Annotated in this window: 16 protein-coding genes; 8 read left to right on the top strand and 8 right to left on the bottom strand. The window is 62.4% G+C overall.

The genetic code is table 11. The features are described 5' to 3' along the window. The first annotated feature begins 115 nt into the window (after positions 1 to 115). On the top strand, positions 116 to 1099 hold the full coding sequence (locus GG26_RS03980) for an acetyl-CoA carboxylase carboxyltransferase subunit alpha (RefSeq protein ID WP_414389010.1): 984 nt from the start codon (positions 116 to 118) through the stop codon (positions 1097 to 1099). 9 nt (positions 1100 to 1108) lie between these two features. Here GG26_RS03980 and GG26_RS03975 read toward each other — a convergent pair whose 3' ends face one another. Further along, positions 1109 to 2872, bottom strand: coding sequence for a phospholipase D-like domain-containing protein (locus tag GG26_RS03975; RefSeq protein ID WP_414346710.1), 1764 nt, complete (start codon positions 2870 to 2872; stop codon positions 1109 to 1111). Positions 2873 to 3029: 157 nt separating this feature from the next. On the opposite strand from GG26_RS03975, the gene GG26_RS03970 reads away from it, so the two are divergent. From GG26_RS03970 to GG26_RS03960, 3 genes are all read left to right on the top strand, one after another. Continuing rightward, positions 3030 to 3581: a fasciclin domain-containing protein gene (locus GG26_RS03970; protein WP_414388979.1), complete on the top strand. Its 552-nt coding sequence runs from the start codon at positions 3030 to 3032 to the stop codon at positions 3579 to 3581. A gap of 54 nt (positions 3582 to 3635) precedes the next feature. Further along, complete coding sequence (locus GG26_RS03965; RefSeq protein ID WP_011430963.1) at positions 3636 to 3812, top strand: hypothetical protein; 177 nt, start codon at positions 3636 to 3638, stop codon at positions 3810 to 3812. Between the two features lie 272 nt (positions 3813 to 4084). After that, entirely contained in the window at positions 4085 to 5608 is a 1524-nt protein-coding gene (locus GG26_RS03960; protein ID WP_414388977.1) for a YcjF family protein, read from the top strand. Positions 5609 to 5659: 51 nt separating this feature from the next. On the opposite strand, the gene GG26_RS03955 is transcribed toward GG26_RS03960, so the two are convergent. The 3 genes from GG26_RS03955 to infC form a co-directional block, all read right to left on the bottom strand. Next, a complete protein-coding gene (locus tag GG26_RS03955) occupies positions 5660 to 7573 on the bottom strand; it encodes a serine/threonine-protein kinase (RefSeq protein ID WP_414388975.1) in 1914 nt (637 codons plus the stop codon). Between the two features lie 104 nt (positions 7574 to 7677). Next, positions 7678 to 8142: a thioredoxin-dependent thiol peroxidase gene (gene bcp / locus GG26_RS03950; RefSeq protein ID WP_011430959.1), complete on the bottom strand. Its 465-nt coding sequence runs from the start codon at positions 8140 to 8142 to the stop codon at positions 7678 to 7680. 15 nt (positions 8143 to 8157) lie between these two features. Beyond that, complete coding sequence (gene infC / locus GG26_RS03945) at positions 8158 to 8715, bottom strand: translation initiation factor IF-3 (protein WP_011430958.1); 558 nt, start codon at positions 8713 to 8715, stop codon at positions 8158 to 8160. 296 nt (positions 8716 to 9011) lie between these two features. Here infC and GG26_RS03940 point away from each other — a divergent pair, with 296 nt between their 5' ends. The 3 genes from GG26_RS03940 (at position 9012) to GG26_RS03930 (ending at position 12166) form a co-directional block, all read left to right on the top strand. Then, positions 9012 to 9278 (top strand): hypothetical protein, encoded by a 267-nt coding sequence (locus GG26_RS03940; RefSeq protein ID WP_011430957.1) that lies wholly within the window; start codon positions 9012 to 9014, stop codon positions 9276 to 9278. Positions 9279 to 9287: 9 nt separating this feature from the next. Beyond that, positions 9288 to 10700, top strand: coding sequence for an aspartate ammonia-lyase (locus tag GG26_RS03935; protein WP_041438484.1), 1413 nt, complete (start codon positions 9288 to 9290; stop codon positions 10698 to 10700). A gap of 83 nt (positions 10701 to 10783) precedes the next feature. Beyond that, complete coding sequence (locus tag GG26_RS03930) at positions 10784 to 12166, top strand: MFS transporter (protein WP_011430955.1); 1383 nt, start codon at positions 10784 to 10786, stop codon at positions 12164 to 12166. A 22-nt stretch (positions 12167 to 12188) separates the two neighbouring features. Here GG26_RS03930 and GG26_RS03925 read toward each other — a convergent pair whose 3' ends face one another. The 4 genes from GG26_RS03925 to trpE all read right to left on the bottom strand — a co-directional run bounded on the left by GG26_RS03925 (position 12189) and on the right by trpE (position 16258). Continuing rightward, the gene (locus GG26_RS03925) at positions 12189 to 12644 is read right to left on the bottom strand and encodes a hypothetical protein (protein ID WP_011430954.1); all 456 of its coding nucleotides are present in this window, start codon (positions 12642 to 12644) and stop codon (positions 12189 to 12191) included. 156 nt (positions 12645 to 12800) lie between these two features. After that, complete coding sequence (gene chlG / locus GG26_RS03920; RefSeq protein WP_071813560.1) at positions 12801 to 13865, bottom strand: chlorophyll synthase ChlG; 1065 nt, start codon at positions 13863 to 13865, stop codon at positions 12801 to 12803. A gap of 83 nt (positions 13866 to 13948) precedes the next feature. Beyond that, positions 13949 to 14755 carry a phytanoyl-CoA dioxygenase family protein gene (locus GG26_RS03915; RefSeq protein ID WP_414388971.1) on the bottom strand — a complete coding sequence of 269 codons (807 nt, stop codon included), beginning with the start codon at positions 14753 to 14755 and terminating at the stop codon, positions 13949 to 13951. Positions 14756 to 14761: 6 nt separating this feature from the next. Next, positions 14762 to 16258, bottom strand: a complete 1497-nt coding sequence (gene trpE / locus GG26_RS03910; RefSeq protein WP_011430950.1) for an anthranilate synthase component I — start codon at positions 16256 to 16258, stop codon at positions 14762 to 14764. A gap of 104 nt (positions 16259 to 16362) precedes the next feature. Between trpE and GG26_RS03905 the strand changes: the two genes are divergently transcribed. Continuing rightward, positions 16363 to 16938 carry an NUDIX hydrolase gene (locus GG26_RS03905; RefSeq protein ID WP_011430949.1) on the top strand — a complete coding sequence of 192 codons (576 nt, stop codon included), beginning with the start codon at positions 16363 to 16365 and terminating at the stop codon, positions 16936 to 16938. Positions 16939 to 17016 lie beyond the last annotated feature (78 nt).

Raw genomic sequence — 17016 nt, 5'->3', positions numbered from 1 at the left:
TAGCTTAAAGAATCTGGATGTGAGAAGATCAACTTCCAGCCCTAAGCGGGCTGCCACCCCAGAAGCTGGGGCAAGCTGTCGCAGCCGCCAGATCCCAACGCGAATGCCGACCGGTATGACCAAGCCCACCGATCGCCTGCTGCTGGAGTTTGAGCAGCCTGTTGCCGCCCTCGAACAGCGCATCCAGGAAATTCGCGCCTTGGCCGAAGAAAACGACATCGACGCCTCTGAGCAGATTCGCCAACTAGAGGCCAAAGCCGAAGAGCTGCGCCGCGAGATCTTCAGCCAGCTCACCCCCGTAGAACGGCTGCAGGTGGCCCGCCATCCCCGCCGCCCCACCACCTTGGACTACGTCCAGACCATCTGCGACGACTGGTTTGAGCTGCACGGGGATCGCCACGGCCAAGACGATCCGGCCATCGTCGGCGGCCTGGCCAAACTGGGGGAGCAGCCGGTGATGATCCTCGGCCACCAAAAAGGCCGCGACACCAAAGACAACATCCACCGCAACTTCGGCATGCCCAACCCCGCCGGCTACCGCAAAGCCCTGCGGCTGATGGAACATGCCCACCGCTTCGGCCTGCCCCTATTGACCTTTATCGACACGCCGGGGGCCTACCCAGGGGTTAAGGCAGAAGCCGAGGGCCAGGGGGAAGCGATCGCCACCAACCTGCAGACCCTGTTTCGGCTGGAGATCCCCATCATCTGCACCGTCATCGGCGAAGGGGGATCCGGGGGGGCTTTGGCCATTGGCATTGGGGATCGCATCTTGATGTTTGAGCACGCCGTCTATTCGGTGATCTCGCCGGAAGGCTGTGCGGCCATCCTTTGGAAAGATGCCAAGAAAGCGCCGCAAGCAGCGGCAGCCCTGCGCATTACCGCCCAAGACCTGCTGCAGCTAGAGGTCATTGACGAGATCTTGCCGGAGCCGGTTGGCGGCGCCCACCGCGCCCCCCTGGAAGCTGCCCAGACGCTGAAAGAAGCTCTCCTGCGGCATCTCAAGGAGCTATCTGCTCTGAGCGGGCGGGAGCTGCGGGAGGAGCGCTACCAGAAGTTTCGCCGCATGGGGGCCTTTCTGGAGCTGGCTCAAGAGAGCTAGACCGGATCCCTACCAGGTGACCCGATCCCGCAGTTGCTCAATCCGGGCCGGCCCGATGCCCTTGACCCGCTGTAGATCTTCCAAGGAGGAAAAGGGACGGGCCTCGATGATGCGCTGCGCCAGGGCCGGGCCAATGCCGGGCAACTGCTGCAGCTCTGCTGCGGTGGCGGTGTTTAAGTTCACGCGGGAAGCTTGCGGGGTAGCCGGCTGGGAAGGGGATCCCCTGTCAGGAACGGAGATCACCTCGACTTCCAGCAGCTCCGGCTCTGCTTCAGATGAGGAGAGGGCGACGGGGACAGGGCTGGGGCAGAGGCGGGCTCTCTCTTCCGCCTGTTGCTGCAGGCGGCGGCTGGGGCCAAAGCGGGCCTCGGCAATGAGCCGCTCGAACTCGCGCACAAAGTGATCCACCACCCGCTCATTACGGATGATCAAAAGGTTTTCGTCGTTGATGTGGTTGGCCGCCATTGACCAGTTGTGGGATCCGGTGATCACCGTGGCCTGAGGAGTGCCGGGATCGACGATGGCGAACTTGTGGTGCAGCTTGTCTCCCGGGGCGAGGTTGGGCACGCCCACGGATGAAGCGGGCACTGTCCAAGGCAGGCGGGCCGCGTCCACCCGGCAGTTTTCGTCCGGGAGCAGCAGCCCCCACATCTCCAGGGTGCGGCTGTAGTCGCGAAAGGCAAAGCCGGGATCGAACACGCCGCGGATCAGCACGTTGCGCTCCTGGCGCAGTTGCCTGAGCTGGTTGGCAATGCCTGAGTCCGTAAAGACGAACAGGGCCAGATCCACCTGCTGCTGCGCTTGGGCCAGGGTGGCCGCGATGATGCCGTTGGAAGTGGCCTCGTAGGGCAGGGAGCGGCTGCTGGGAGAAAAATGTACCCCCACGATGGCATCGCCAAGGTAAACCGTCTCTAGGGGACGCTTGAGCTTTTGCACCCCGAAGCGGCTGTCGGGCAACCCTCCCGGCCCATCTCCCCACATGAGGTTGAACTCCTCGGTGTAGAGGCGAGCCAGCTCGGGGCTATCCAGCAGCAGCAGGTGGTTGGCGTTGCCCACACTGCCGGGGGCATCGAAATCCCCGTGGATATCGGAGAGGGTAAAATTGGCCGATCCGGTCAGCACCCGCTGCCCGTCGATAATCACAAACTTGTGGTGCATCAGGCCGCTGCCCTTGGAGCCGTCGGCGGTGTCGTCCAGCCAGGGCACCTGCCCCCCATCGAGCAGGGCATAGACATCCCGCGTGGCGATCTCTTCTGGGGAGAGGCGCCCATCCCGGTTCACATCCACCAAGTTGCGGTACTCCTCGTACTTGCGGCGGCTGCGCTCGTCCAACGCCCGCACTTCGGCAGGGGTGAGCTGGTGCCAGGCCCGCACATAGGTATTTTCGGTAATCACCCGCACCGGGATCCCGGCCTGGCGCCGCTCGGCCAGGGCCTGGGCAATCAGGGGCAGGTTCAACTCTTGCACCGCCACATCCAGCGACTGCTGGGCGGAGCGGATCTGGGAGAGGATCAGCTCCTCCAGGTTGTAGCCGTAGCGATAGACCTGGCGATAGGGATCCCGATAGGTGCTCTCGCGGCTTTGGTTGAACGCCACCCGGATGCGGGGGTGCTGCGGCAGAGGGGCCAGGGTGGGCAGCTCTGGCTCTTGGGGATAAGGCCGAGGTCGGGGGCCCACCCAGTAGCCAATGGCCACCAGGAGCAGCAGCAGGGCAGCCCAGGGCAGCCAACGACGCAGTTGCCGCCGCCAAGATGGGATCCCGATCCCGTTCATCCCCTTTCTCCCCTCCAGCAACCACACCCAGAATACCGAACTTTACCGTAGCCACTTCTACGCAAAAGTGACCCCTGCTCTGCTCTAGGGCCACCCGTGCGAGAACGGCTTTTGACCCTAAGATGGAGACGAATGTTTTGAGTTATTAACTTTTGTTATGAATCGCAAAGCCCTCACCCTTGGACTGACGGCGGCCACCTGCTTGGCCTTGGTCGGTTGTGACAGTTCCAGCAACGATACAGCCATTGCCCTGCCGACGCCCACTCCGACTCTCTCTCCCAGCCCTACGCCGCTGCCCAATATCGTCGCCGTTGCCGCTGCTAACCCTAACTTCAGTACCTTGGTGACGGCCCTGCAGGCAGCGGGCTTGGTGGGGGCTTTGCAGCAAGAAGGCCCCTTCACGGTCTTTGCTCCCACCAATGCTGCCTTTGCCGCTTTGCCCCCTGGCACGGTGGAAGCCTTGCTGCGGCCTGAGAACCGGGCAGAGCTGGTGCGCATTCTCACCTACCACGTGGTTCCCGGCTTGGCCCCCTCCAGCGCCCTCAGATCCGGCCAGCAGGTGACGACTTTGCAGGGATCCCCTGTCACTGTCACCCTTCTTGAGGGCGGACGGATTCGCATCAACAACGCCAACGTGATCACCGCGGATATTCAAGCTGCCAACGGCATCATCCACGTCATCGACACCGTCTTGATCCCACCTCGCTAAGGCTTCAGGCATTATTAAGGAAGATCAAGTCCGGCAGTGATTGGGAGGCCCAGCGTGGAACGGCCCAAGTGGGTAGCCATTATGACGGGAGCTTTGGCCATTGCCCTGGGGGTGGGCTATTTGTTGTTGGTGCAGCTATTGGACTACCGGGGGGGCGAGTTTTTGCCAGCGCCGCTGGAGCCGCCGGCGGTTTTGCCAGGGATCCCTGGCCTTTTTGGCCACTTGGGCTGAGGGCGATCTCGATTGGCGTTTTCTGTCTTCAGCTTCTGGTTTTGCCGGTGGGTAGCTGTTCCTAAACAAAGCTTCTTGCAAAAACTGTATGCCCAGCTACAGCTAGCCCTATGCTAGAGAAGCGGCTGCGGAGCCCGCTTGCGCCGGGGTTGCCAGCGGAGAGGGTTCAGCCGTCCTAAATTTGCGAACGCTTCTCTCGCCTTTGCAGATCTCTAGACTAGATAGATCTTCAGGGTTTGCCTGGGGATCAGGATCTGTTCCCGATTGAGCATTTGGGCAAGCTGTGGGTTGGCATGGTGTTGTCGCGCTCCACTTGGCTGTGGTTGTTGACGGGGCTGGGCTTGGCGGCTCTCAGCCAATACCTGCAATGGGTTGAGGGCATCTACAGCTTTGTGGCTCCCTATTCGGTGCCGCTGGCGGATCTGGCGGTGGCCGGCATCCTGGGCGGAACAGTGGCGGCAGGGCTGGTGGCACGCCATTGGTGGCAACAGGTTCGCCGACCGCAACAGGATCCCACCCCAGCGGCCAAGCCGCGGCGGCGGGTTAAGTTGACGCGGGATCAGGTGCAAGCAGATCTGCAGGATGTCGATCGCCTTATCCAGAAGCTGCAGGACGACATTAGCCGTCGCGCCTTGCAGGCCAAGGCGCGGGAGATCGATCGACGGCTGGCCCAGGAAGAATTGCACCTGGTGGTGTTCGGCACCGCTTCTGCCGGCAAAACCTCTCTCATCAACGCTCTGCTGGGGCAGCCTGTGGGGGAAACCGCTCCCACCCTGGGCACCACCCAGCAGGGATCCATTCACACCTATCAACTGGAGGGCTGGAGTGGCCCCATCTCCCTCACCGATACCCCTGGCCTGCTGACCATCGGCGGCGCCGGCGAGGCGGAGGCCCGCGCCCTGGCCCAGAAGGCGGATCTGTTGATTTTGGTGGTGGCCGGGGATCTGCTGGCCTCAGAATATGCCGAGCTGCTCGAGCTGGCCCGGCTGGGGAAATCCACCATCCTGGCCCTTAACAAGACGGATCAGATGTTGCCGGAGGAGGTGGAGATCATCTTGGCCCACCTGCGCCAGCGCACCGCCGGCGTCATTCCCCCTGAGCAGGTGGTGGCCATTGCCGCCGACCCGGAGCCCTTGAAGGTTCGCTACTGCTTCCCCGATGGCTCCAGACAAGAAACCTGGGAGCCGCAGCCCCCCGATACAGACGCCCTGGTCCAGCAGATGGCCCGCCTGCTGCAGCAAAAGGGATCCCATCTGCGCCTGGCCAACGCCCTGTTGCAAACCCAAACCTTGAGCGAGGCCGTCCAACAGGCCCTGCGGGAAGAGCGCTACCACCAGGGTCGCCAGATCGTGGAGCGGATGCAGTGGGCCACCGCTGCTGCCCTGGCCGTGACCCCCCTTCCGGCTTTGGATATGCTGGCGGGGGTGGTCATCCAGGCGCGCATGATCGGGGAGCTGCATCAGGTGTTCGATCGCCGCATCACCCTGCAGCAGGCTCAACAAATGGCCCACAGCCTGGCGCAAATGATCGTGCAGCTTGGGGGACTGGAGCTGGCCACCCAGGCCCTGGGCTCTGCCCTCAAAGCCAGTCCCTGGATGCTCATGGGGATCCCGCTGCAGGCGGCCAGCGGAGCCTATCTGACGCGGGTGGCGGGGCTGAGCTACCTGGAGTGGCTGCAATCGGGGGATCCCTGGCAAGAGGAGCTCCTGCAAGAGCGGCTCAAGCAGCAGCTTCACAGCCGTTATCCGCTGGCCTTTCTCAAGCAATTGGCTCGCCAAGCCCACTCCAGCAGCTAGCCGAACAGCCCAAGCTCAGCTAGGGCCATTTCAAAAGCAAAAAACCCGTCGCTAGCCCAAAGCAACCCCCTCGGCGGCATGGCCATTCGCCGGCAACTGGTTGAGATCCAACTGCCAAAGCTGAAATTGCTGCGGCTTCCCGGCCTTGGGCACTTGCAGCCAGACCAGTCCCCTTTGCCCCACCTGCAACACCTCGGATCCGACGGGCACGGCCACCTGGGCCAAGGGATACCCCCCCTCGCTATACAGCCAGAGGGAAGAGAACTCCTCCCCCTCGCGACACAGGAGCAGCACGCCCCAAGGGGCCTTGGCCATTTGCAGGGGCCACCCCTTCAAAAACCAGCGGCGCAGCCGCAGCGGGTTGACCTGCACCGAGCAAAGGTGGGGGCAGCATCCCTGGCCTCCTCCATCCCCGCCGGCAAAAAGCAGCCGCTCCCCCAAGCTGAGCACTCTCCCCCTGGGATCCAGGGGTAGGCGATAGCGCAGCGGCTGGGAGCCCGTCTGCGGAGGCCAGGCCGCCGGATAGGGCAACACAGTCATTTCCACCCACTGCCGCCCCAATCCCGCCAACAGCACCAGATGCTCCGAGAGAGCCAGCAAGCGGAGCAGGGATCCCGTTGGCACCTGCCAAGGCCAGCGAAAGTAGCAGTGGAACTCCGGAAAAGGTTGAGCTACGGTTGGCCCAGCCGGCAGCCATTGCACTGCCCCAATTTCTTTGGCAGTGGCCCAGACCAACTCCTGCCGCTCCGCCAGCCAGGTGGCTCGCCAATCCTCCGCAAAACTCAGCAAGGTACGGACGCGCGCGGGACTCAGGTGCAAAAGGTTGCTTTTGGAAAAAGCCAAAGCCTCCGGGAAGCTCGGCAAGGGCAGCACTTGCTGCAACGGTTCGGCCAAGGAGAAACAGGCCAGAGGCGGCGCTCCTGAGGCAAGGGTCTGCAGATCCAGCCACTCCAGCCGCTGAGGGGTTACCCGCAGCAGCAGCGGGGATCGGGAGCCGCTCGGATCTTCACAGATGCAGAACTTTTGCTCAGGCAGGGACTCCATCCCGCCCTCGCCAACAAAACCCGGATCCGGCAGATCCCAGACCTGCAGGCCGGGAGGTGACCGCCTGGACAGGCGAGGGCCGACCCAACAACCGGCTGGCTCCTGCCACTCCCGGGCAAAGGTTGCCAGGGCCGAACGCATCTGGGCCGCGGTGCGAAACCGCCGCAGGGGCAACTTGCGCAACGTGATCTCCAGCAGTTCCTGCAGCGGGGCCGGGATCCCTTCCGGACAGACAAACGGCTGGTTGAGGTGGGCGTGCATCAACTGGCTGGGGGAGCCGGAAAAGGGTCGCCGGCCCGTCAACAGCTCCAGGAGGATGATCCCCACCGCGTAGAGGTCAGAAGCGGGGCTGAACTGGCCGTAGAACCGCTCTGGCGCCATGTAGGCGGGGGAGCCGGTGGCAGAGATCTCGCCGGGAGCAGGCTGGGGGTGACGAGCGATGCCAAAGTCCGTCAGCTTCAGTTGCCAACCCTGGGGCGTGGGCTTGAGCAGGATGTTCTCGGGCTTGACATCGCAGTGGATCACCCCCTGCCGGTGGGCATGATCTAACCCGGCCAAAATCTGATCCACAAAGCCCAAAACCTGCTTGACCGGCAGCCACAGCCCCCGCTCCACCTGGTCGATCAGCTCCCGCAGCGTGCCCCCTTCGCAGTACTCCAACACCAAATAGCGCCCCTCACGGGCATGTTCGAGGGCGTAGCAGCGGGTAATGTTGGGGTGGTTGAGGGTGAGCAGATGGCGCAGCTCCCGCAGCAGATTTTGGGTGGGAAAGCGCTCCGCCGGCAGCTCCTTCAGGGCCACCAGGTCTCCTCCTTGACGGGGACGGGCACAGAATACACGCCCGTACTGCCCTTGGCCGGCCAAACCCAACATTTGGTAGCTGTCGTGAATCGACTTGAGGGTACGGCTGCGTCGGGACACGGCCCTAGCCCAAGGGAAATCTCAGCACCTTTATCCCTAGCATGGAAATCTCCTCCCAGAATCGCCGCTTTTGGCGAATGGCCAGTTTCTTCCCAGCCGGGAAGCTATGAACCAGTCAATTGCTTGAGCAGCTCCGCCGCGTGAGCCTCCACCTTGACCTTGGTGATGATGGCCTCGATCTTCCCCTCCGGATCGATGACAAAGGTGGTGCGGTGAATGCCGTTATAGACTTTGCCCATGAACTTTTTCGGGCCATAGACGCCGTAGGCGCTGGCCACCTTGGCCCCCTCGTCCACCAGCAGCGGAAAGGGAAGCTGCAGTTTTTGGGCAAACTTTTGGTGGGAACGGGCGTCGTCGGCGCTCACCCCCAAGACGTGGATCCCGTGCGCCTGATACTCGGCGTAGGCATCGCGAAAGCCACAGGCTTCTCGGGTGCAGCCGGGAGTGTTGTCCCGCGGGTAGAAGTAGAGCACCACCCGCCGGCCCCGCAGCTGGCTCAGGCTGACCAAATTGCCCTCGGCATCGGGCAGGGTAAACTCCGGCGCCGGATCCCCAACAGCAAGAGCCATAGACGGGATCCCTCCTCAGGTGGATTTTTTGGGGGAGAGGATCATCGTGATGTTTCGCCCTTCCTTTTGGGGGGGCTGCTGCATTTCCGCCACGCCTTCTAGGTCTTTGAACAAGCGCTGCAGCAACTCTTCCCCCAACTCGGCGTGCTGGGCCTCGCGACCGCGAAACATCACCGTGGCTTTTACCTTGTCTCCATCCCCCAAAAACTGCTGAGCGCTGCGCAGGCGGACGTGGTAGTCGTGCTCGCCGATGTTGTAGCGAAACTTCACTTCCTTGATCTCGGCGGTGTGTTGTTTTTTGCGGGCCTCCCGTTCTTTTTTCTCCTTCTCAAACTTGAACTTGCCGTAGTCCATGATGCGGCAGACGGGAGGATCCGCCTTGTCGCTGACCAAGACCAAGTCCAGATCTTTTTCTTCGGCCAGGCGCAGGGCTTCGCGCGGGCTCATGATCCCCAACTGGGTGCCATCGGTGTCGATGAGGCGAATTTTGGGGAAGCGGATGCGCTCGTTGATGGCCGGCAGCTCTGCGCGCTGCTTGCGGGGCAAGCGGTCAAGTGGACGTTCTACGGACAAGTTTTCCTCTCTGTGAACAACAACCTAGATGGTAGTACTCAGAGAATAGCAGCCTCTTTTGCGCCGTTGCTGGCCGACGGACTTGCACCCCCAAGTGGTCTATCGGCCAGGAGGGCAAGGCATGCTGCACCTATACTAGCCGGCATTTTTTGTTTTCTTCTAGGGGTTCGCCGACCCACTGGAAGGAAGAAGGATGCTGGATTGGGGCAGCAACCGCGGTAGGATAACCAAAGTGGCGCTCCTGCCGGTGAGAGGGCAGGGGGGGGCTTGTTTTCCGGTTAGCAGGGAGGGCAAAAGTGGTGCAGCTCGGTTTAACGGAACGGGAACTGAAAGAGTTGGCCCAAAAGTCGGTGCAACTGATCCTGAGCCCGCGAGAAGGAGATAGCGAGGCGCTGGCTCAGTACAAAGCCTCGGCCGAATTCCGGGCAGGAGTTCATCTGGCCTGCGCGGCCATGGTGCTCGTCTTGGCGGAAAACAACGAGCGGATTAGCCAGCAGTTGGCTGCTCTCCAGGAAAAGGGATCCCTACCTCTACAGGAACCTTCCCAAAAACCTGCCAGCTAGAGCTGTGCCATGGTTCCAGAGACAGACCCACTGCAAGTGCGCAGCGAGCGGGACGCGATGGGGGAGCGGCAACTGCCGCAGTCGGTGTACTACGGCATCCAAACCGCCCGCGCCCTGGAGAATTTTCCCATCAGCGGCCTCAAGCCGCTGCCGGAGTACGTGGAGGCCTGCGTGCTCATCAAAAAAGCGGCGGCGGAGGTCAACGGCGAGCTGGGCTGCATTCCCCCCGACGTGGCCAAGGCCATTGTCCAAGCGGCAGACGAGATCCTCCAGGGATCCCTGCGGGATCAGTTTGTGGTGGATGTGTACCAGGCCGGGGCGGGCACCTCCCACCACATGAACGTCAATGAGGTGTTGGCCAACCGCGCCCTGGAGATCCTGGGAGAGCCCAAGGGGCGCTACGAGCGGGTCAGCCCCAACGACCATGTCAACTACGGCCAATCCACCAACGACGTCATCCCCACCGCCATTCGCCTGGCGGCCCTGCTGCGGGTGCGGCGGGATCTTTTGGGCACGCTGGACAACCTGGTGGCGGCGCTGGAGCAGAAAGCACAGGAGTTCCACGGCATTCTCAAGGCGGGCCGCACCCATTTGCAGGATGCTGTCCCCATAAGGCTGGGAGATAGCTTCGGCGCCTATGCGGCCATCTTTGCCCAGCACCGCCGCTGGATCGAGGAGGCCAGCCAGGCTCTGGGCAGCTTGGGGCTGGGGGGCAGCGCCGTCGGCACCGGCCTCAATACCCATCCCCAGTACCGGCAAAAGGTGGTGCAACGGCTGGCAGAGTACACCCAGTTGCCCCTTACCCCGGCCCCCCATCCCATGGCGGCGATGCAGAGCATGGCCCCCTTTGTGCACCTGTCGGGATCCCTGCGCAACCTGGCCCAAGATGCCATCAAAATGGCCAACGACCTACGCCTGATGGATTCCGGCCCCAAGACTGGCCTCAAAGAGATCCAACTGCCGCCGGTACAGCCCGGCTCCTCCATCATGCCCGGCAAGTACAACCCGGTGATGGCCGAGATGCTGAACATGGTCTGCTTTCAGGTGATCGGCCTGGACACCGCCATTCTCCTCGCCGCCCAGGCAGGCCAATTTGAGCTCAACGCGATGATGCCGCTGATTGCCTATAACCTCCTGCATAGCTTGCAGATCCTCAACAACAGCCTGCGCGTCTTTACCGAGCGCTGCGTCCGCGGCATCACCGCCCAGGCGGATCGCTGCCGCAGCTATGCTGAGGGGACGCTGGCTTTGGTGACTGCCCTCAATCCCTACATTGGCTACCTGCAGGCGGCAGAGGTGGCTAAGATCTCCCTGGAAACCGGCAAGCCCATCCGCCAGATCGTGTTGGAGCGCAACTTGATGAGCCCGGAACAGGTGGCCAAGGCGTTGAATCTGGAGGCGATGAGCCAGATGCGCTCTTAGCCCCTCCGCGAAAAGGGCAATTAGCCCTCTCGCCTGCCCCTTCCCCCTAGACTAAGTAAGACTCTCCTTTGCCAAGGCAGGCCATGACCGGAGAACGACTGAGCTTGCGGACGAAGCTGGCCTATGGGGTGGGGGATCTGGGCACGGGCATGACGGCCAATATCCTCATCTTTTTCCTGCTGCCCTTTCTCACCAATACCGTCGGCATGGCGGCAGGCTTGGCCGGCAGCATCTACGCCATCACCCGCTTTTGGGATGCCGTCAACGATCCCATCATCGGCATCCTCAGCGACCGCACCCGCAGCCGTTGGGGCCGTCGCCGCCCCTGGCTGCTGTTTTCGGCCATCCCCTTTGGCCTGACTTTTGCAGCTCAGTGGTGGATCCCTTTTCCCGGTCAGATGGGCCCCCTTTTCGCCTACTACCTGGCGGTGTCCCTGCTGTTCAACACCTTTTATTCTGCCGCCAACATCCCCTACGCCTCCCTGACGGCGGAGCTAACCCAGGATTACGACGAGCGCACCCGGCTCAACCAATTTCGCTTTGCCTTCTCGGTGGGGGGCAGCATGGTTGCCGTGGTTACCTTTCCGCTGCTGTTTAACCTGCTGCCGGATCGGGCTGCCGGCCATCTGCTGGCGGGGGCTTGTTTTGGGGCCATCTCGGCTGTGCCCCTGCTGCTCTGCTTTTGGGGAGTACGAGAACGTTTTCAATCCCAACGGGATCCGCTGCCTCTGCTGCAGCAACTGCGGGTGGCCTTCAGCAATCGCCCCTACCTGTTTGTCAGCGGCATCTACCTGTGTTCTTGGCTGGCCTTTCAGTTCACAGCCACGATCATCCCCTATTTCATCGTCTTCTGGATGGGCCTGCCCGAGGTGTGGATTTCTCTGGTGGTGTTGGCGGTTCAGAGTGTTGCCGTGCTGACCCTGTTTGCCTGGACATGCCTGAGCGCTCGGCTGGGCAAGCGCGCCATGTACCTGATCGGGGCGGGGTTTTGGCTCATCTCGCAGGCGGGCCTATTTTTCCTGCAGGCCGGCCAGGAGCGGCTCATGATTGCACTAGCCCTGTTGGCAGGGATCGGGGTTTCCGCCACAGTGTATCTTGGCCCTTGGTCAATGCTGCCGGATGTCATCGACCTGGACGAGCTGCACACTGGGGAGCGGCGGGAAGGGATCTTCTATGCCTTCATGGTGTTCTTGCAAAAGGTGGGCCTGGCGCTAGGGCTGTTTTTCGTGGGACAAGCTCTGGATTGGGCCGGCTTTATCCCTTCGGTGGCCGGAGAGGCCCCACCCCTCCAGCCAGAATTGGCCTTGCTGGCCATCCGCCTCGCCATCGGCCCCCTGCCGGCAGTGGCTTTAATCGGTGGGATCCTGCTGGTGTGGCTGTACCCCATCACCCGGCAGCGCCACCGGCAGATCCTAAGGGAATTGGAGGCAAGACGAGCGGGAGCTGCTCCTGAGGGATCCCCTTAGACAGGGGGCCGCTTCCCGTCTGTCAGTTGAGGATGATGCGCAAGCCACTGCCGGAGGGCTGCACCGGCTCGGAGTTGGGCAGAATCCGCAGGCCGCTGCCGGAAGGCTGGATCACAGGGTTGTCAGTATTGACGAAGAAGGTGTTGGAGCGGCCATCCCGCTCGTAGACCACCACGTCGTTGGGGTTGAACTGGGAGCGGCAGATGATGGGAGAGTTGTCGGCAGCGGTGGCGGCGCTGCAGCGGTAGCCAGGGGCAGAGACCACTTGGCCCTCTGCATCGAGGGAAAAAGGAACTCCCCCAGGCGGGATCGGAGCCAAGAGCGGCTGGTCGGGGTTGAGGATGACCGAGCCACCGGTGCTGGGTTCGACCAGGATCCCGCGCCCGTCGATGACGATCCGCTGGGCTTGTGCAGGGACGACCGCCCCCAAGAGCAGAGCCAGGCTCAGGCTGAGTTGGAGGGGAATAGACAGCTTCATCGGATATCTCCTTTGGCCCAGGGCCATCCCACTTTTTGGGATCCATCGGCCATCCCCGATGGGATCCTGACTTGATCTTGGCCCAGGCAGAGGGAGCACCCCAGGGCGGAAGCCGTCACCTCGGTTGCCAGGATGGGCACTTTGGCCTCGGCTCGACTACCCCAGCCCCAAGCGGCCCAGCGCCAGCCCCACCACCAGCATGCCCAACACCAGAAAAGGCTGAGCGCTGGCCTGGTATTTGACGTCGTTGTTGAGGGGATCCCGCAGCAGGTACATGTCTTGGAAGGTGATCTGCGGGATAATCAGCAGCACCAAAATTGCGGCGTAGAGCTTTAGGCCAGCTCCCAGCAAAAACGAGGCCATGCCGAACTGAAACAGGTCGATCATCAGCGCCGCGATCCAGGCCGCCCCCATCGCCCCAAACATCACCGGCAAGGAGGCGAGGCCAAATTGTCTATCCCCCTCCATGCTTTTGAAATCGTTGACCACGGCGATCCCCAGGCCGGCCAAGCTGTAGATCAGGGTCAGAATGCAGATTGTCCAGTTCAGCTCGCCAAAGAGGGCATGTCCCGTCCACCAGGGCAGGGCGATGTAGCTGGCCCCCAGGGCGTAGTTCCCCAGCCAGCCGTTGCGCTTTAGTTTCAGGGGCGGCGCCGAGTAGATGTAGGCAATTAGGGCTCCCGCCAGGGCAATGCAGGTGATCACCGGAAAGTCGTGGCCGGTGTACCAATCCAGGGCATAGGCCAACGCCAGCCCCAGGATCAGCAGCACCCAGATTTGGATGACCACCCGCCGCAGGGAGATGGCCCCGGAAGGGATGGGGCGATAGGGCTCGTTGATGGCGTCGATGTCGCGGTCGTAGTATTCGTTCAGGGTCTGGGTGTAGCCCGTCATCAAGGGGCCGGCCAGGATCATGCCCACCAAGATGAGGGCCACGTTTTCCCAAGTCCAGGTGAAGTGGCCGGAGGAGGCCGCTCCCGGAATCAGGCCCCACACCAGCGGGATCCAGGTCACGGGCTTCATCAGTTGCAGGTGGACTTGCCAAACGGAGCGAGACTCCACCTCTGCCCCTTTCATGCCCAAGAGTTGGCGGACACGCCGGGCGGCGGATCCCTTGTCGGCTTCAGGAGCCGGGGCGGTTTCTGCGCCAGGACCCACAGCAGGGGCCATTTCGTCTGCCGTCGGCGCCCAAGATGGCTCTTGAGAGGTGCTTTCGCTCATGGTGGGGTGCGCAATCAAACTTCAACAACGGGGATACCCACCCCCATTCTGAGGCATCTTCCCACATTCCTCAAAACTTTCCTCTACACAATCTGCGCTGCCACGAATAGGGAGTGGTGCTGGGCCGGGATCCGCTCTTTCTCGGCTGCCGGGATCACCAGGGGGGGCTGTCGGGTATAGTTGACGGGATCCCGGAACCAAGGTCGGCTGTAAGTGTTGTAGAGGAGGGGCCGGGGAGCAGCAGAACGATTGGCCCGGCCCAGGTGAATCAAGCGGTAGTCGAACAGCAGGCAGGATCCCTTGGCCAGCGGCGGATCGACAAAGGGCATCTGCCGGACCAGCTCGGTGTAGTGGGCCTCGAAAACAGCGTGGCTGCCAGGCCAGAGGCGGGTCATGCCGTTCTCTTCGTTGACCTCCACCAGCGGGATAAGCAAATTCAGGGCATAGCAGGGGACGATGGCATCTAGAATTGCGTCGCCGAAGAGGTGGGAGAGATCCCGGTGAACCTGTTGGTCGGCGGATCCCGGCAGAGAAACTACCACCCCCAGCCCGCTCAGGATCAGGCTTGATCCCAAGATTCGCTGCAAGATAGGCAGGATTAAGGGATGGGCATAGAGCAGGGGATCGTTAAAGGGCCCCTCCAGGCGCACCGTCACCATCACTCGTCGATTGCCCACCAACAGGGCGTCGGGGTGGTTTTCGTGGGTGCAGTAGCGGCTGTAGGTGGTCAGAAAGCTACTGTGTAGCTTGTCGATGAGCGCCGTGGGGAAGATCTCCGGCAGCACCAGGTAGCCCTCGGTGGAAAACAGGTGAAACGCCTGCTCTACGGTCTCTGGATCCGGCTGCTGGCGCTCCCGCTCGGCATGGCTAAAGTGCACCTGGGCTAACACGAGCCTTTACTCCTTCTGCAAGCTGGCCACTGCCATGAGCATGCCCCGCGCTTTGTTCAGGCATTCTTGGTACTCCCGCTCCGGATCCGAGTCGGCCACGATGCCCGCCCCGGCTTGGATGCTCACCTGGTCCCCCTGAACCAGCAGGGTGCGGATGGTGATGGCGGTGTTCAGTTGGCCGGCAAAGTCGTAGTAGCCATAGGCGCCGGCGTAGGGGCCGCGGCGACACCCTTCCAGCTCGTGGATAATCTGCATGGCGCGGATCTTGGGAGCGCCAGTAACCGTGCCGGCAGGAAAGGTGGCCCGCAGCAGATCCCAGGCGCTGTAGCGGGGATCCAACTGCCCCACCACATTGCTGACGATGTGCATCACGTGGCTGTAGCGCTCGATCTGCATCAGGTCGTCCACCTGCACGGATCCCAGGCGGCAGACCCGCCCCAGGTCGTTGCGGGCCAAGTCCACCAGCATCACATGCTCTGCCCGCTCCTTGGGATCCGCCAACAGCTCCTGCTCCAACTGGCGGTCTTGGGCGGGGGTGGCGCCGCGGGGGCGGGTGCCGGCGATGGGACGCACGGTGGCGATGCGCTCTTCCCCTATCCGAGTGAGCTTGACCATCACTTCTGGGCTGGAGCCGACAAGGCAGAGATCGCCAAACTGGAAAAACGCCATGTAGGGGGAGGGGTTAATCAGCCGCAGGGAGCGGTAGAGCCGGAAAGGATCTCCAGCAAAAGGGGTGGTGAAGCGCTGCGAGAGCACCACCTGAAAGATCTCGCCAGCCCGGATGTAGGCTTTGGCCTGCTCCACCGCCTGGCAGTAGGCGGCGCGGCTGAGGGTGCTGGGGGGAATGGCATCGGGCAGTTGCGGCTTCCAGTCGAGGCTGAGGTGGGCAAGAGAAAGGGGGGCGCTGAGCTGTTGCACCAACTGTTCCACCCGCCGGCAGGCTTGGGCGTAGGCCTGCTCCGCCGGCTGCTGGCGTGTGTCGGCAAAGGCCACCACCCAGATCTTGCGCTTGACCTGGTCGAAGATCAGGATGCTGTCCACCTGCATGAGGATAGCGTCGGGGGGATCCCCCGGCTGCAGGGGGTGAATGGGCACCTTGGGCTCGATCCAGCGAATCAGCTCATAGCCCCAGTAGCCAAAGAGCCCGCCGATGCTGCTGGGCAACTCCGGCAGGTGCACCGGCTCATAGGGCTGCAGGCAGCGGGCCAAAACGGCAAAGGGATCCCCTTGGTGCTGCTCTCGATGCCCATCGCGGTGGATCTGCAAGGCCTGATCCCCGCGCACCTGCAAAACCCACAAAGGGTCGCAGCCGAGGAAGCTGTAGCGGGCCACCTGTTCCCCTCCCTCCACCGATTCCAGCAGAAAGTTGTAGGGCCGCCCGGCACAGACCCGGTACCAGGCAGAGACAGGCGTTTCCAAGTCCGCCACCCATTCTTGGTAGACCGGGATGAAATTGCCCTGTTGGCTGAGGGCGAGGAACTCCTTCAGAGAAGGGGAGATCATGGCCTGCACCTTCGCTTGCCCCTCTGACTTTACCTTAAGGGGGGAGCTCCAACAGCACCGCCACCGATTAAGCTGAGGGGGGCCTTTCTCTGAGCAACCTTGCCATGCACACCCCATCGCAGATCCTTCGCGAGCGCCTGCGCTTTCAAGGCCACAAGTACACCTTTGTCAGCCAGCGCTTGCGCTTTCCCAACGGCACCGAAGGGGAGCGGGAGTACCTCCTCCACCCCGGCGGCGTGGTGGCCGTGCCGGTCACTGCCGAAGGCAAGTTCGTCTGCATTCGCCAATATCGCTTTGCCGTCGCCGCCTACCTCTACGAGTTTCCCGCCGGTACCGTCGAGCCAGGGGAACATCCTGATGAAACCATTCGCCGCGAGCTGGAAGAAGAAACCGGCCTGCGCGCCCACCGCTGGGATCCCCTCGGCCAATTTTATCTGTGCCCCGGCTATTCCAGCGAGATCATGTACGCCTACCTGGCGCGGGATCTGGAAGTGCTGGATGCTCCACCGGCCAAGGATGAAGATGAAGACATTGCGGTGGTGGAGCTTTCGCCTGCCGAACTGACAGAAATGGCCCGTTTTGGCCTGGATTTCGACAGCAAATCCATCACCTGCTTTTGGCGGGCCCAGTTGTTTTTGGCAGCGGAAAATGCGGCCTTTGCGAGCAGGAACAAGCCCTAGGCATGGCCATCCTGCGCCTTGCCCAGCCCCCCTCTCCCCCTGGGAGAAGGGAGCGGGGGATCCCTGCCGCCAACAGGC

The sequence above is a fragment of the Synechococcus sp. 'PEA 65AY6A-5F PE A' genome (genome assembly GCF_047462575.1).
In the GTDB taxonomy this organism is placed as follows: Bacteria; Cyanobacteriota; Cyanobacteriia; order Thermostichales; family Thermostichaceae; genus Thermostichus.
The sequence above is the reverse complement of the archived record's forward strand: the minus strand, read 5'-3'. Positions and strand labels throughout refer to the sequence as shown.

Excerpts from the sequence above, each read along its gene's own strand:
- GG26_RS03980 (WP_414389010.1), top strand. The coding sequence starts at position 116 with ATGACCAAGCCCACCGATCGCCTGCTGCTGGAGTTTGAGCAGCCTGTT.
- GG26_RS03975 (WP_414346710.1), bottom strand. The coding sequence starts at position 2,872 with ATGAACGGGATCGGGATCCCATCTTGGCGGCGGCAACTGCGTCGTTGG.
- GG26_RS03970 (WP_414388979.1), top strand. The coding sequence starts at position 3,030 with ATGAATCGCAAAGCCCTCACCCTTGGACTGACGGCGGCCACCTGCTTG.
- bcp (WP_011430959.1), bottom strand. The coding sequence starts at position 8,142 with ATGGCTCTTGCTGTTGGGGATCCGGCGCCGGAGTTTACCCTGCCCGAT.
- GG26_RS03935 (WP_041438484.1), top strand. The coding sequence starts at position 9,288 with ATGGTTCCAGAGACAGACCCACTGCAAGTGCGCAGCGAGCGGGACGCG.
- GG26_RS03930 (WP_011430955.1), top strand. The coding sequence starts at position 10,784 with ATGACCGGAGAACGACTGAGCTTGCGGACGAAGCTGGCCTATGGGGTG.
- GG26_RS03925 (WP_011430954.1), bottom strand. The coding sequence starts at position 12,644 with ATGAAGCTGTCTATTCCCCTCCAACTCAGCCTGAGCCTGGCTCTGCTC.
- chlG (WP_071813560.1), bottom strand. The coding sequence starts at position 13,865 with ATGAGCGAAAGCACCTCTCAAGAGCCATCTTGGGCGCCGACGGCAGAC.
- trpE (WP_011430950.1), bottom strand. The coding sequence starts at position 16,258 with ATGATCTCCCCTTCTCTGAAGGAGTTCCTCGCCCTCAGCCAACAGGGC.
- GG26_RS03905 (WP_011430949.1), top strand. The coding sequence starts at position 16,363 with ATGCACACCCCATCGCAGATCCTTCGCGAGCGCCTGCGCTTTCAAGGC.